Consider the following 13,627-nt stretch of genomic DNA (forward strand, 5'->3'; position numbering starts at 1 on the left):
GTTCTCTTTTTTAATGCCGGTCTTTTTAGGTGAACCGGCTATTGGGTGTGTAACTCTTTCAAGCCTTTGCAAACGTTTGCCCTTGGGTAAAACCCGAAATAAGGCTGCACGTTTGCAGCAAGGTGAATGCTCACCCTGCGCAATCCGGTTATCTTTTTATGGGGTGATACTGACGCCCGAGAACACGTTGCGGCCGAAGGGGCTGACTTTGAAACCTTCGACTTTGGCGCTTAACGGCTGGTTAACCGTCGAGTGGGCGACTGGCGTGATCGGCACCTGTGCTTTAAGCAGTTGCTGCGCCTGTTTGTACAGAACAGTCCTTTGTTCGCGGTCGGTCACGACCTTGGCTTGCTTGATCAGCTTGTCGTACGCCGGGTCACACCACATGGAGTAGTTGTTCCCGCCGATGGCGTCGCAGCTGTAGAGGGTGCCCAGCCAGTTGTCCGGGTCACCGTTGTCACCGGTCCAGCCAATCAGGCTGACATCGTGCTCGCCATTCTTGGTGCGCTTGATGTACTCGCCCCATTCATAGCTGACGATCTTGACCTTGAGGCCAATCCTGGCCCAATCGCTTTGTAGCATTTCAGCCATCAGCTTGGCGTTGGGGTTGTACGGCCGTTGCACCGGCATCGCCCACAGGGTGATTTCGGTACCTTCCTTCACGCCGGCAGCCTTGAGCAGTTCCTTGGCTTTTTCCGGGTTGTAGGCAGCGTCCTTGATGGTGTCGTCGTAAGACCACTGGGTCGGCGGCATGGAGTTGACCGCCAGTTGCCCCGCGCCCTGGTACACGGCGTTGAGAATGCTTTGCTTGTTCACCGCCATGTCCAGGGCCTGGCGCACTTCGAGCTGGTCGAAGGGCTTGTGCCGCACGTTGTAGGCGATGTAGCCCAGGTTGAAGCCTGGCTTGGTCAGCAGTTGCAGGTTCGGGTCGGCCTTCAGGGCTTCGACGTCGGCCGGGCGCGGGTGCAGGGTGATCTGGCATTCGCCGGCCTTGAGCTTTTGCACCCGTACCGACGCGTCGGTGTTGATCGCAAAAATCAGCTGGTCGAGCTTCACGCGGCTCGGGTCCCAGTACTGTTTGTTGCCGGTGTAGCGGATCTGCGAATCTTTCTGATAACGCTGGAACACGAACGGCCCGGTGCCGATCGGCTTCTGGTTGATGTCGCTGGGCTTGCCGGTCTTGAGCAAATGGTCGGCGTATTCAGCCGACAGGATCGAGGCGAAGCTCATGGCGATGTTCTGGATAAACGCGGCGTCGACCGTGTTCAGGGTCATCACCACGGTGTGCGGGTCGGTTTTCTCGACCTTGGCGATATTCTTGTTCAGGCTCATCCCGTTGAAGTACGGAAACTCGGTGGGGTAGGCCTTGCGGAACGGGTGTTCGGGGTCAAGCATGCGATTGAAGGTGAACAGCACGTCGTCGGCGTTGAAATCACGCGTCGGCTTGAAGTCCTTGTTGCTGTGGAATTTCACCCCTTCGCGCAGGTGGAAGGTGTAGGTCAGGCCGTCTTCGGAAATATCCCAACGGGTTGCAAGGCCCGGTACGACATTGGTCGCGCCTTTTTCAAACTCGGCCAAGCGGTTGTAGATAGGCTCGGCGGCGTCGTTATCGGTGGCCGTCGTGTATTGCGCGGTGTCGAAGCCAGCCGGGCTGCCTTCGGAGCAAAACACCAGGCTCTTTTTCTCGGCAGCCTGGCCCATCGAGGCCACAGCCAACAGGCTGGTGCCAAATATCGCGGATAGAACGGTGGTATGGCGCATGACAATCCCGATCCTTGTTTGTTGTTTTCGTCAGTGAGCAATCGCAAGGCCTTGGCCCTGCGACAACACTGATCCCACAACGGCAGTTGCCTCACAGAGACGAAGCGTCTGCCGTGCCACGACGTTATGGGTCGGGAGCCGGGCAGTAAATGCAACGAATCTGACAGACCTTGTAGGCAACGGAGCCGCGATTCGCAGTTCGCTGCCGTAGGACGGCAGCGTGTGCGGAGGTGGTCTGTTTCCTACGGTCTTGGCGGATGCAATAACGGCGACGTTATGAAACGTCGCCGCCAGAGACCCTTACTTGCCGCTTACGCTCACACCGTAGAAGGAGTTCAAGCCAAACGGGCTGATCTTGAAGTCCTGCACGTTGTTGCGCATGGGTTGATACACCGTCGAGTGCGCGATAGGTGTCATCGGGACTGCATCTTTGAGGATATGTTGCGCCTGCTTGTACAGCTCGGTGCGTTTGGCTACGTCGGAAGTCGCCTTGGCTTCTTTCACGATGCCGTCGAATTTCTTGTCGCACCACTTGGAGAAGTTGTTGCCGGCCAGGGAATCGCAGCCGAACAGCACGTTCAGCCAGTTGTCCGGGTCACCATTGTCGCCGCTCCAGCCAATGATCATGGCCTGGTTCTCGCCGCCTTTGGAACGCTTGATGTACTCGCCCCACTCGTAGCTGACGATGTTCACTTTCAGGCCGATCTGTTTCCAGTCGTTCTGCAGCATCTCAGCCATCAGCTTGGCGTTCGGGTTGTACGGACGCTGGACCGGCATCGCCCACAGGGTGATCTCGGTACCTTCCTTGACGCCGGCTTCCTTGAGCAAGGCCTTGGCCTTGGTCACATCAAACGGGGCGTCCTTGATGGTGGTGTCGTAGGACCACTGGGTAGGCGGCATGGCGTTGACAGCCAGTTGGCCTGCACCCTGGTAGACCGAGTCGATGATCTGCTGCTTGTTCACCGACATGTCCAGAGCCTCACGCACGCGCAGGTCGGACAGCGGGTTCGGTGCGGTCTGTCCCTTGAGGACCGGCATGACGTTGTAGGCGATGTAGCCCAGGTTGAAACCGGCCTGGTGCGGCAGTTTCAGGTCCTTGTCTTCACCCAGCGCCTTGAGGTCGGCCGGACGCGGGAACAGGGTTACCTGGCATTCGTTTTTCTTCAGCTTCTGGATGCGCACCGACGGGTCGGTGGTGATGGCGAAGATCAGGTTGTCGATCTTCACGTCTTCAGGCTTCCAGTAATCCTTGTTGCCGGTGTAACGGATGTTGGAGTCTTTCTGGTAGCTCTTGAACACGAACGGACCAGTGCCGATTGGCTTCTGGTTGATGTCCTGTGCCTTGCCTTCCTTCAACAGCTGGGCGGCGTATTCAGCCGACTGGATGGAGGCGAAGCTCATTGCCAGGTTCTGGATAAAGGCGGCGTCCACGGTGCCAAGGGTGAACTTGACGGTGTGGGCATCGACTTTCTCGATGTTCTTGATGTTGGTGTCCATACCCATGTCCGTGAAGTACGGGAACTCGGTTGGGTAGGCTTTGCGGAACGGATCATCTTTGTTGATCATCCGGTTGAACGTGAACAGTACGTCGTCAGCCGAAAATTCACGAGTTGGCTTGAAGTACGGGGTGGTGTGGAACTTGACGCCTTCACGAAGGTGGAAGGTGTAGGTCAGGCCATCCGGGGAAACGTCCCAGGTGGTGGCCAGCCCAGGAACAACAGCGGTGCCGCCGCGCTCAAACTGGGTCAGACGGTTGAACATGGTCTCGGCCGAAGCATCGAAGTCTGTTCCGGTGGTGTACTGGCCTGGATCAAAACCGGCCGGGCTCCCTTCGGAGCAGAACACCAGGTTGCTCGCCGCTTGGGCGAAAGGTGCAGCAGCCATTAAACCGGCGCTGACTAATAACGGAATGACTGCGTGTTTAAGCATGTTGGCCTCATGATTTGTTGTCATTTTTGGTAGTGAGGGCGACCTCGTGAGTCGACCTGCGGATACTTATGCAGGGCCCATACCCAATGCAAGATGTTGAGAGCCTACAACGGCTAAACAGTGGTACGAACGTACACGAATGTCGCATATGTGTAAGTTCAGACACATTTACGCACTTTTGAGGGTTTTTTTCGGTGCGAGACGCGCACCATGAATGCCCAACCGAGGCGTCTGGCGCACTCGGTTGGGGCGTGCCTGTTACTTATTCAGACTGACGCCATAGAACGGTGTGAGTCCAAATGGACTGATTTTGAAGTCCTGTACTTCCTTTCGCAGGGGCTGGAAAACCGTCGAGTTTGCAATAGGCGTTATAGGTACTTGTTCCTTAAGGATTTTTTGCGCCTGTTGATACCACTTGATGCGCTGCTCGCGGTCGCTGCTGACCTTGGCCTGCTGCACCAGCTTGTCGTAGGCGGGGTTACACCATTTTGCATAGTTGCTGCCCTTCACCGCAGCACAACTGTAGAGCACGCCGAGCCAGTTATCCGGGTCACCGTTGTCGCCGGTCCAGCCGTAAATCATCACGTCATGCTCGCCGGCTTTGGCGCGTTTTATGTATTCGCCCCACTCATAGCTGACGATATTGGCCTTGATGCCGATCTTTTCCCAATCCTGCTGGATCATCTGCGCCGACATGCGGGCGTTGGGATTGGAAGCGCGTTGTACGGTCATCGCCCACAGGTTGATGGTGGTACCTGGTGCAACCCCTGCTTCTTTTAGTAGCGCCCGCGCCTTGGCCGGATCGTAGGGCGCGTCCTTGATGGTGGGGTCATAAGACCACTGGGCCGGAGGCAGCGCGTTCTGCGCCAATTGTCCGGCGCTCTGGTACACCGCCTTGATGATGGCCGGCTTGTCGATGGCCATGTCCAGCGCCTGGCGCACCTTGAGTTGGTCCAGCGGCGGGTGGGTCACGTTGTAGGCGAGAAAGCCCAGGTTGAAGCCGGCTTGCTGAAGAACCCGCAGGTTCGGATCCTGCTTCATCACGTCAATGTCGGAGGGGCGCGGATAACCGCTGACCTGGCACTCGCCGGCCTTGAGCTTTTGCAGGCGCACGGCGGCGTCCGGGGTGATCGAGAACACCAGGTTGTCGAGCTTCACATCTTCGGGCTTCCAATACTGTTTGTTGGCGCTGTAGCGAATCTGCGAATCCTTCTGGTAGCGCTTGAACACGAACGGCCCGGTGCCGACGGGCTTCTGGTTGATGTCGGCGGCCTTGCCTTCCTTGAGCAGCTGCGCGGCGTATTCGGCGGACTGCACCGAGGCGAAGCTCATGGCCAGGTTCTGCACGAAGGAGGCATCGACGTTGTTCAGGTTGAAGCGCACCGTGTGCTCGTCAAGTTTTTCGACGTTCTTGATCGTGGTGTTCAAGCCCATGTCGGTGAAGTACGGCGATTCCGACGGGTAGGCCTTGCGGAACGCATTCTCGGGGTCGAGCAGGCGCTGGAAGGTGAACAACACGTCATCGGCGTTGAAGTCGCGGGTCGGGGTGAAATAGTCGGTGGTGTGGAACTTGACGCCATCGCGCAGGTGGAAGGTGTAGGTCAGGCCGTCTTTGGACACGTCCCAACTGGTCGCCAGGCCCGGTTCGACTTCGGTGCCGCCGCGCTTGAACTGGGTCAGGCGGTTGAACACGGTTTCGGCGGAGGCATCAAAATCGGTGCCGCTGGTGTACTGGCTGGGGTCGAAGCCGGCGGGGCTGGCTTCGGAGCAGTAGACCAGGGTGCTGGCCGCCTGGGCTATCGGCATAAAGGCGAGCAGGCCGGCAGCGAGGAGGAGCGGTTTTAAGGCGATTCTTTCCATGGAGACCCCTGAGATGGCAGCTAAAGGCTGCCCAAACGAAAACGGCGGTCACCGAGATTACCGCCGTTCCAGTTATTCAGGTAGAGACAGGCGCAGGCATTACAGGGTTAATTCGCGGGGAAGTCCGCCGGCACCGACACCTCCAGGTTAATCGGGGCGAACTCGTCGATGGTGAAACGATCCCCCGATATTTCGTTACTCTCACGGATCGTGAACGTTCGGGTTGCGGTCACGTTTATATCCGGTATCGACCTTGGTTCATCCCCGGTCAGGTCATTGATGTACCACTGTGTGAACAGTGTGACTTGGGTTTCATTTTTCAGCGGGTCATAGTTGATCGTGTAGGTTATGTCATTCGCTTTGGCGTTGTAGCCTTCCTTTAGCGCCTTCACGATTTCAGCATGGACGGGCTGTGCCGCTCCTTGATGGGCGACTTCAGAAATGCGGGCCCGAAGGTCTTCATCAGGAATCGCTTGTTCGAACTGTGTCACCCGGTTCTGTCTGATTTCTTCGGCAGAGTTCCCACCGGCATTCAGCTCCGAGATAACGTCACCGGCTTTTGACGGTTGGATGATTGTGTACGTGCTGCGATTCACATCGTTAATGAAGTTTGGCGAGTAGGTGCTTGTGCTGTACGGGGTAGGGGCTGCCCGCTCGGATGGCCAAATGTTGAACGTGTGCTCAGTGGCATCCCACGTCACATTCAACTTTCTTCTAAGCACGCCGTTTTCTTCATACCCGGTAGCCGATATTTTGTAGGGGGTTGCCTCATCAACGTTCAAGTATTCGTCGAAGACCTTGGCCCCGTTCGCGGCGTCGGCGTCGATATCGTCGAACAAATCGGTGAATTTAGGTATCAGGTTTTCGCTGGGGGTGGGGGACGGTGAATTCCAGGGCCATCTTCCGCCCTTTCCTTCACCCCGGACCCACCCACCGTCGCCGTCGGTGTGTACCGACAACACCGGTTTACGGCTCTCGGGATCAATGATCTGGACATAGTCGTCACTTAACTTGAAGTTGCTCTTGATCTCGTAGACTTTGTGGGTACCCGACTCATCGGAATAGCGGATGAACCAGCGGTCTTGGCCGGTGGTTGCATCCTTGACCTGGTAAATGCCTTTGCCGTTACGTGTAGCCCCTTCAATCAACTGCTCTCCATCCGCAACCGCATACGCACTGATATTGCCGGCCTCGGAAGGGCGCAGGCGTTTAACTTCGGCTCCTTCCTCCTTTGGAACCATGACTTCATCGGCATCTTCCGGCACCTTGGGTGCTCGTGCCAATTCAAATTCGCGGGTCTCTGAACGGTATACCCATTTGTAATGCCCAGCGTTTATCGGGGCATCACCTAGCCCTGACTCGGCCGCAGCGGGTAAAAGTTCGTGCACCAATTGCAGGCCTGATATCACTGCTGCCGAGTTACCTCCAACGCGATCGCCTGCTGTCTTGCCATAGATGCCATCATGGACGCCAAAGACAATATTGCCCGCGTTGCCGACGATGGGTACGTAACCAAAGGTATTACCCCAGAACTCTTTCGCGGCCTTCCAGTTTTGTTGCGAAGAGCCAAACACCTCGGTTTGGTCGGACCATACAGCGTTATTGCTGTTTACTTCCTGGTATTTGGCGGCAATCCCGTCGTTCAGATTGTCGTATTTCAAGCGATAATTGCGGCCCCGCGATTCGGTATAGTTAAATGTTTCCCGCACCGGGACACCTTTATCTTTAAGGAGGCTGGAATATCCCGGGTAATGGGCGCTATTGCCCGAAATCAACTCGTCGAGCACATCCCCTGCCTTGGGCCAATGCGCATCTTTGCCGCCTTGTCTGTCGCTGGCATTGAAACTGCGCAGCAAAGCGCTTCGATTGTTTTTGGCCCAGTCGGCAAAGTCTGCATCTCCCTTTATTTCACGGACCGTGCCGTTCTTCAAATCGATCATCAAGCCCTCATTGGGCCGATGATCATAATTGCCATCAAATGGAGTATTAGGAATAAACGCATACCCTGCCAGCGGATAGCCATAGATGTTGGGGATAATGACTTGCCCATTTTTCTCCAGGGTGCGCTTGACCGCCTCCTGAGCGTCAGAGCTTAACTTTTCGAAGCTGTCCGGGTTGTTTAACAGGCTTTGCAATGTTCCCCGTACAACATAGGCATCGGCGTTCCCTGAACGTTTCTCCAATGCGCCTGAAGTGTCTCGCATGGACTTGGCTATGTCCTGTTCCCAATGATTCTGAAGGTGCTTGCCTAGAGACTCCAGAACGTTGACCTTGCTTCGGTCATTGCGCTCGACTTCCATGAATTGGAAGTTAAGCGGACCGCCCCGCTGTACTTTGTCATGCGCAAGAGCGCCTGCGGCAATTTCCCACGCAAAGTAGGTACGCTTGTCGGTGTCGGTCGGTACTTCAGGCTTTCCTTTCCCTACGTAGGAGGTGAAGGTCACTGTGATTTTTTCATGCGGGTCATATCCGGCCGCTAGCAACCCTCCACTGAAATAGCCCGCAGGCTCCAGGAACTGGCGGTTCTTCTGGAACCTGATATTGCTTTCGCCTTCCTCACCACTTTCTATGTTCTCAAGCTGCGTTGTTACACGGCCCGCGTACGCATCGATACGTTGCACCCGCTCTTGTATCGTATAGCTTGCAGTGGGCGGAGTAACGTCCACTGAGCCATAAATGACTGCCTTGGCGACGTCAAATTCATGATCAGGGGCGGAGGAGTGAATCGACTCTTGTCCATGGTCGGTTTTTTTTGCCCCTGAACCTTTCACTGCTCCTGGAGTGAGAGTGTGTACATTAGGTGGAGAGTCAGTGGTCCGAGTGGGATGATTATGTGTAGGTTCGGAAACGGCAAAAGTTGCCTGTGGAGTAGTTGAAAGTGGCGATAGGGAGTGCGGGCTTATATTCATTGTGGGCTCTTTTTATTAGTGAGGGTTTATAAGTTGAATTCCTCGGTGTGAGTTCGAGGTGGCCGAACCGTACACTGTTATATTGCGCGAATTGGTGCCTTGTTTTAGAACGGTTAAGGTTTTTTCTGTGGTCGGGTAAAACATCAGTGGAGTATGTGCAGTTGGGTGGCAGCTTGAGTGTCAACGGTTCCACATTGATGTTTGTATCCTGCGTGACAAGTTATTTTATAAAGGCAATAGTTACTTTAAGGTGTGCAGAATTGACAGGTGGGCGGTAGGCTTAAGTGAGAGCCGAGTGTCGGACCTACAGTTGGTTATGACGTGATCGAGACATCGCGTCCCAAAAAAAAGGCGCTAGCCTTGTAAGGCTGCGCCGTTTTTTATTGCAATAAAACTTATTGCAAGACTTCAATCACACCGTCGGCGCTCATGCTCACTTGACTGGTGCCGGCTTCGACTTCCGGCGTCGGCGCCGAATCCATCGCTGCGGCCTTCATCATCATCCCACCGCGGGCGTAGGGCTGTGGATAACCGTTGGTGTTGAAGTTCAGGTTGACGATTTTGTAGCCCTTGCCGCCCAGCGCGTCGGTGGCCAGTTGTGCACGGGCCTTGAACGCGGTGACCGCTTCTTTAAGCAAGGCATCTTCGCTGGCCTTGCGGGTCGGGTTGGCGATGGCGAAATCCATGCTGTCCATTTTCAGGTTGGTCAGCATGTCGCCGGTGAGCTTGGACAGTGCGGCGAAGTCGGCACTTTCCATGCGCAGCTCGGCGCGTTCACGCCAGCCGGTGATCTTCTGGTTTTTGTTGTCGTAGATTGGGTAGCTGTTGCGGCTGCCCTGGCGCAGGGTCACGCCTTTGACTTCGCGGGCCTGGGCCAGCGCCTTGTTCATGGTGGTGGTGATTTCGGCGGCCAGCTTGGCTGGGTCAGTGTTCTGCGACTCGGTGTAGAGGGTGACGATCATCTGGTCGCGCGCCACTTCCTGGCTGACTTCGGCACGCAGGGAAATCTGGTTGTAATGCAGTTCATCGGCAGCCATCGCCGGCAGGCTGGCGAGGGTAGCGGCGCCGAGGGTGAGGGTGGCTGCACTGCGAATGAAACGTGACATGGAAGCTCCTTGAGATGTTCGTGTTCGGTAAGACTGTAGACGCAAGGTTTCAGTTCTTCGGGTTTACACATTCGCTACAAGTTACCGGATGCCGACGAACGGTCATGTTCCTGACCCCTGCGTCAAAGAGCCACACACGCCGTGCCAGCGCTGTCGCTTCGTTTATACTCCGTGCGATCCGCCTGCAGCGCTCATCGGGAGAGCTCATGCTCGCCGCCGTAAAACTGACTTCCGCCACCCGCCAGAACCTTTGGCGCCTGACGTTCATCCGCACCCTGGTGCTGGCCGCACAGGCCGGCTCGGTGGGGCTTGCCTATTGGTTCAACCTGCTGCCGCTGCCGTGGTTGCAACTGGCGGTCACCCTCGGGTTTTCCACGGTGCTGTGCGCGTTTACTGCCATCCGCCTGCGCACCACGTGGCCGGTGACCGAACTGGAATACGCGCTGCAACTGGCCTGCGACCTGTTTATCCACAGTGTGTTGCTGTACTTCTCCGGTGGTTCCACCAACCCCTTCGTTTCGTATTATTTGGTGCCATTGACCATCGCTGCGGTGACCTTGCCGTGGCGCTATTCGGTGGTGTTGTCGGGCATCGCCCTGGCCCTGTACACCCTGCTGCTGGCGCAGTTCTACCCGCTGCAAACTTTCCCCATCGCCCGGGAAAACCTGCAGATCTACGGCATGTGGCTGAGCTTCGCCCTGTCGGCGGCGGTCATCACGTTCTTTGCCGCGCGCATGGCGGAAGAGCTGCGCCGCCAGGAAGAGCTGCGCGCCATTCGCCGTGAAGAAGGCCTGCGCGATCAGCAGTTGCTGGCCGTCGCGACCCAGGCCGCCGGCGCGGCCCACGAGTTGGGCACGCCGCTGGCGACCATGAGCGTGCTGCTCAAGGAAATGACCCAGGACCATCACGACCCGGCCCTGCAAGATGACCTCGGCGTGCTGCAGGAGCAGGTCAAGCAGTGCAAGTTGACGTTGCAGCAACTGGTGCGCGCCGCCGAAGCCAATCGCCGCCTGGCGGTGGAGATGCAGGACGTCACCCAGTGGCTGGACGAAGCCCTGAACCGCTGGCACCTGATGCGTCCCGAAGCCAGTTACCGTTTCCACCTGCTGGGCCAGGGCGCAGTGCCGCGCATGGCGCCGCCGCCGGACCTGACCCAGGCGCTGCTGAACCTGCTGAACAACGCCGCCGATGCGTGCCCGGAAGGGTTGGAAGTGACCCTGAACTGGGACGCGGAAGACTTCACCATCAGTATTCGCGACCACGGCGCCGGTGTGCCGCTGGCGATTGCCGAGCAGATCGGCAAGCCATTCTTTACCACCAAGGGCAAAGGCTTCGGCCTGGGCCTGTTTTTGAGCAAGGCCAGCGTGACCCGCGCGGGCGGCTCAGTGAAACTCTATAGTCATGAGGAAGGCGGCACGCTCACCGAGCTGCGCCTGCCCCGTGTCGCACGAGGAGACATCGATGAGTGACGAGATCCAAGTCGAAGGCGAAGAGCTGCCGCACCTGCTGCTGGTAGATGACGACGCCACCTTTACCCGCGTGATGGCCCGCGCCATGAGCCGTCGTGGCTTTCGTGTCAGCACCGCAGGTTCCGCCGAAGAAGGCCTGACCATCGCCACGGCCGACCTGCCGGAATACGCCGCCCTGGACCTGAAAATGGACGGTGACTCCGGCCTGGTGCTGCTGCCCAAGCTGCTGGAGCTGGACCCGGAAATGCGCGTGGTGATCCTCACCGGCTATTCCAGCATTGCCACCGCGGTGGAGGCCATCAAGCGCGGCGCCTGCAACTACCTGTGCAAGCCGGCAGACGCCGACGACGTGCTGGCCGCCTTGCTCTCCGAGCACGCCGACCTCGACACCCTGGTGCCGGAAAACCCGATGTCGGTGGACCGCCTGCAGTGGGAGCACATCCAGCGGGTGTTGACCGAGCACGAAGGCAATATCTCCGCCACCGCCCGCGCCCTGGGCATGCATCGCCGGACGTTGCAGCGCAAGCTGCAGAAGCGCCCGGTACGACGTTGAACGGCGACTGAACAATCTGCTTCAGGCTGCACGGAGCCCCGGATCGATCGGCTATGATCGATCCGACGCCTGTTCTTTATTTCCTACCGAGCCTGAACAATGAATCAGAACGCTGAGTATTCCGCGGTCAATGACGCGGTGCGTGGGCAATTTTTAAGGAAAGTCTGGGCGCTGATCACCCCTTACTGGCGCAGTGAGGAGAAGGTCAAGGCCTGGCTGTTGTTGCTGGTGGTGCTGGGGCTGTCGCTGTTCAGCGTGGCCGTGTCGGTGTGGTTCAACAGCTGGAATCGCGACTTCTACAACGCCCTGGAAAAGAAGGACTACGACGCCTTCACCCACTTGCTGATGTATTTCAGCGTGATCGCGGTGGTGGCAATCGTCACCGGGGTGTTCACGTCTTATCTGCAGCAGATGCTCACCATCCGCTGGCGGCGCTGGCTGACCGAAACCTACTTCGCCAAGTGGCTGAGCCAGAAGAACTACTACCACCTGGAATACGGCGGCTATACCGATAACCCGGACCAACGTATCTCCGAAGACCTCAACGCCTTCACCAGCAGCACCCTCAGCCTGGGCCTGGGCTTTATCAGTAACCTGGTCAGCCTGGTGTCGTTCTCGGTGATTTTGTGGGGCGTGTCCGGCAGCATTGAAGTGTGGGGCATTACGATTCCCGGCTACATGTTCTGGGCGGCGCTGGTGTATGCCGTGCTGGGCAGTTGGTTGACCCACTTGATTGGTCGAAAACTGATCGGCTTGAGCAACCGTCAACAACGGTTTGAGGCCGACTTGCGTTTCAGCCTGGTGCGGGTACGCGAGAATGCCGAAAGCATCGCGCTGTTCAATGGCGAGCCGAATGAACACCAACAGCTGAGTGCACGTTTCGGGCGGGTGTGGAGCAACTTCTGGAGCATCATGCAGCTCAAGAAGCGCCTGAATTTCTTCACCAGTGGTTACTCGCAGATTGCGATCATCTTTCCGTTTGTGGTGGCCGCGCCGCGCTACTTTTCCGGGCAGATAGAGCTGGGGGTGCTGATGCAGGTGGCCAGTGCCTTTGGCAGCGTGCAGGGCAGCCTGAGCTGGTTTGTCGACGCGTACACCGTGTTGGCCAGCTGGCGCGCGACCTGTGATCGTCTGCTGAGTTTTGGCGAGGCGATGGAAGAAAACGAAGGCCGCAACATGGGCATTGAGTTGCAGCGTCAGGGCGGCAATTTGCAGATGAACAACCTCAGCCTGGACCTGGCCGATGGTCGTCACCTGCTCGACGGCGCCAACCTGACCGTCGCCGAGGGTGAACGCCTGATGCTCAGCGGTCGCTCCGGCAGCGGTAAATCAACCTTGCTGCGGGCCATGGGTAATCTGTGGCCAAACGGTCACGGCAACATTCGCTTGCCGGCCGAGCGTTACCTGTTCCTGCCGCAGAAGCCGTATCTGCCGATTGGCACCTTGCGCGGCGTGTTGAGTTATCCACAGGAGGAGGGTGCGTACCCGGCGGAACGTTATGCACAGGTGCTGGAAACCTGCCGCCTGGCGCATCTGATTCCTCGGTTGGATGAAGCCAATCACTGGCAGCGCATGTTGTCACCGGGTGAGCAGCAGCGTCTGGCGTTTGCTCGCGCATTGTTGTTTGAGCCGCAATGGCTGTACATGGATGAAGCTACGTCGGCGATGGACGAGGAGGACGAGGCGGCGCTGTATCAGGCGTTGATAGATGAGTTGCCGGGGTTGAGCATCGTCAGCGTCGGGCACCGCAGCAGCCTCAAGCGCTTCCATGGGCGGCATGTGCGGATCGAGAACGGGCAGTTGGCGGAGCAGGCGCTGGTTTGAGACTTTGGGGCATATCCGTTGCTTCGGTAACGGCTACTTATGGTTTCGCTCTTACAGCGACTCACTTTGGAAAAGCCGGAATGCCGGCCCAGCCCAAAGTAAGCAAAGGGCTCTGCCCCGCCTGTCGGCACCTCGCCTAGGCTCGGTGTTCCCTCACTCCGGCATTGCTCCGCGGGCCGCCGCGACGGGGCGTCCCTGCCCCGTCGCGGCTAAACC

8 protein-coding genes are annotated in these 13,627 nt (G+C 57.6%); 3 read left to right on the forward strand and 5 right to left on the reverse strand.

Translation table 11 applies throughout. The features are described from left to right. Window positions 1-156 precede the first annotated feature (156 nt). From MUM_RS0124320 to MUM_RS0124340, 5 genes are all read right to left on the reverse strand, one after another. Window positions 157-1,701 carry an ABC transporter substrate-binding protein gene (locus MUM_RS0124320; RefSeq protein WP_443216249.1) on the reverse strand — a complete coding sequence of 515 codons (1,545 nt, stop codon included), beginning with the start codon at window positions 1,699-1,701 and terminating at the stop codon, window positions 157-159. Window positions 1,702-2,061: 360 nt separating this feature from the next. Beyond that, complete coding sequence (locus MUM_RS0124325) at window positions 2,062-3,690, reverse strand: ABC transporter substrate-binding protein (RefSeq protein ID WP_010175075.1); 1,629 nt, start codon at window positions 3,688-3,690, stop codon at window positions 2,062-2,064. 258 nt (window positions 3,691-3,948) lie between these two features. Further along, entirely contained in the window at window positions 3,949-5,550 is a 1,602-nt protein-coding gene (locus MUM_RS0124330) for an ABC transporter substrate-binding protein (protein ID WP_010175077.1), read from the reverse strand. Window positions 5,551-5,657: 107 nt separating this feature from the next. Further along, window positions 5,658-8,459, reverse strand: a complete 2,802-nt coding sequence (locus MUM_RS0124335; RefSeq protein WP_443216248.1) for a hypothetical protein — start codon at window positions 8,457-8,459, stop codon at window positions 5,658-5,660. Between the two features lie 395 nt (window positions 8,460-8,854). Further along, the gene (locus tag MUM_RS0124340) at window positions 8,855-9,565 is read right to left on the reverse strand and encodes an SIMPL domain-containing protein (RefSeq protein ID WP_010175080.1); all 711 of its coding nucleotides are present in this window, start codon (window positions 9,563-9,565) and stop codon (window positions 8,855-8,857) included. A gap of 206 nt (window positions 9,566-9,771) precedes the next feature. Here MUM_RS0124340 and MUM_RS0124345 point away from each other — a divergent pair, with 206 nt between their 5' ends. The 3 genes from MUM_RS0124345 to MUM_RS0124355 all read left to right on the forward strand — a co-directional run bounded on the left by MUM_RS0124345 (window position 9,772) and on the right by MUM_RS0124355 (window position 13,411). After that, window positions 9,772-11,034, forward strand: coding sequence for an ATP-binding protein (locus tag MUM_RS0124345; protein WP_010175082.1), 1,263 nt, complete (start codon window positions 9,772-9,774; stop codon window positions 11,032-11,034). Next, window positions 11,027-11,587 carry a response regulator transcription factor gene (locus MUM_RS0124350; RefSeq protein ID WP_010175084.1) on the forward strand — a complete coding sequence of 187 codons (561 nt, stop codon included), beginning with the start codon at window positions 11,027-11,029 and terminating at the stop codon, window positions 11,585-11,587. The genes MUM_RS0124345 and MUM_RS0124350 overlap by 8 nt, the downstream gene beginning before the upstream one ends. A gap of 99 nt (window positions 11,588-11,686) precedes the next feature. Continuing rightward, window positions 11,687-13,411 (forward strand): ABC transporter ATP-binding protein/permease, encoded by a 1,725-nt coding sequence (locus MUM_RS0124355; RefSeq protein ID WP_010175086.1) that lies wholly within the window; start codon window positions 11,687-11,689, stop codon window positions 13,409-13,411. Window positions 13,412-13,627: the final 216 nt, after the last annotated feature.

It is taken from the genome of Pseudomonas sp. PAMC 25886, from assembly GCF_000242655.1.
Taxonomy (GTDB): domain Bacteria; phylum Pseudomonadota; class Gammaproteobacteria; order Pseudomonadales; family Pseudomonadaceae; genus Aquipseudomonas.

What these genes read in the sequence shown, in the direction of transcription:
- MUM_RS0124320 (WP_443216249.1), bottom strand. Translation starts at nt 1,701, where the DNA reads ATGGGCCAGGCTGCCGAGAAAAAGAGCCTGGTGTTTTGCTCCGAAGGC.
- MUM_RS0124325 (WP_010175075.1), bottom strand. Translation starts at nt 3,690, where the DNA reads ATGCTTAAACACGCAGTCATTCCGTTATTAGTCAGCGCCGGTTTAATG.
- MUM_RS0124330 (WP_010175077.1), bottom strand. Translation starts at nt 5,550, where the DNA reads ATGGAAAGAATCGCCTTAAAACCGCTCCTCCTCGCTGCCGGCCTGCTC.
- MUM_RS0124335 (WP_443216248.1), bottom strand. Translation starts at nt 8,459, where the DNA reads ATGAATATAAGCCCGCACTCCCTATCGCCACTTTCAACTACTCCACAG.
- MUM_RS0124340 (WP_010175080.1), bottom strand. Translation starts at nt 9,565, where the DNA reads ATGTCACGTTTCATTCGCAGTGCAGCCACCCTCACCCTCGGCGCCGCT.
- MUM_RS0124345 (WP_010175082.1), top strand. Translation starts at nt 9,772, where the DNA reads ATGCTCGCCGCCGTAAAACTGACTTCCGCCACCCGCCAGAACCTTTGG.
- MUM_RS0124350 (WP_010175084.1), top strand. Translation starts at nt 11,027, where the DNA reads ATGAGTGACGAGATCCAAGTCGAAGGCGAAGAGCTGCCGCACCTGCTG.
- MUM_RS0124355 (WP_010175086.1), top strand. Translation starts at nt 11,687, where the DNA reads ATGAATCAGAACGCTGAGTATTCCGCGGTCAATGACGCGGTGCGTGGG.